Annotated in this window: 1 protein-coding gene and 1 pseudogene; one reads left to right on the forward strand and one right to left on the reverse strand. The window is 80.2% G+C overall.

Annotation, left to right across the window (positions count from 1 at the left end):
* Positions 1–109: 109 nt before the first annotated feature.
* On the reverse strand, positions 110–340 hold the full coding sequence (locus ACFV0G_RS34455; protein WP_380556478.1) for a hypothetical protein: 231 nt from the start codon (positions 338–340) through the stop codon (positions 110–112).
* 232 nt (positions 341–572) lie between these two features.
* Here ACFV0G_RS34455 and ACFV0G_RS34460 point away from each other — a divergent pair.
* Positions 573–994 (forward strand): annotated as a pseudogene (locus ACFV0G_RS34460) (hypothetical protein); the annotation flags it as partial.

Below are 994 nucleotides of genomic sequence, written 5' to 3' on the forward strand. Positions count from 1 at the left end.
AGGGCCGCCCCGGGCGGGACGGCGGCGGTCGGCGGCGGCGGGGCGGCGCACGGCGGGGCGCGCCACCGGTCCGTCAGGCCCGGTGCGGCGGTCGGGCGCGGCGTGGCCGTCAGGCCTCGCCGGGGTGCCAGGCGGGCCACTCCCATGGGCGGTCCGCCCAGTGGACGAGGACGGGGTCGTGCGGGTCGAGGTCGGGGAAGAGGTGCTTGATCTCCGGTTCGAATTCCTCCGGGGCGAGCGGCTTCCAGCCGCCGCCCTTGAAGTGGACCAGGCGGTAGCGGCTGTCGGTGCGGAACTCGGCGACCTCGACCATGGGCTCGGTCGTGCTGTTGCTGTTCATGCCCCCAGCATCGTCCGCGGGGTGGGTGCCCGCACGCGCACCACGCCCACCCGGAGGGTGCGCGGAAACGGTTCGGCACCGCACCGCCCGGGCCCGCGCCGACCTGCGGTCGGTAAGCCCGGACCGGGCCGGGACCGTTCCCGGACCGCCCCGGGCTCGTTGGGCAGGAGGGAGCGCGGCCGACGGCGGAGGCGGCGGTCCCGGGATCCACCGCACACCCGGGAGGTCGGGCATGGACGAACAGTGGGAGCCACCGTGGCGGTACCCGTGGGAGGAGGCCCGCCCGGCCGGGCCGCCGCCCCCGGCACCACCGCAGTCGGCTCCCCGTCCCGCGGACTCGGGACGCCGGCGCGCGGTCGGCGGTGCGGCCGCCCTCGGCGGTGTGCTGATGCTGCTCGCCGCTGCGCTGGTGACCTGCGGCCCCTCGGACGACGACGGGAGCGGTGACCTGCTGGCCGTGAACGGCACCCCGTCCTCGGACGGCGCGCGCCCTGCGGTGCCGCCCGCCGCACCGCAGGGCGTTCCACCGCCGAGCGGGGCGGCCGCTCCCCCGTCGGGCCCCGGGGCCCCCCGCCCCGCGGCGCCGTCGGCGGAGCCCGAGGCCTCGGGCCCCGCGGCCGGGCGCCCCGCCCCCGCCCCCCCCGGGGGGGGGGG

The organism is Kitasatospora sp. NPDC059571, from assembly GCF_042735675.1.
GTDB lineage: Bacteria > Actinomycetota > Actinomycetes > Streptomycetales > Streptomycetaceae > Kitasatospora.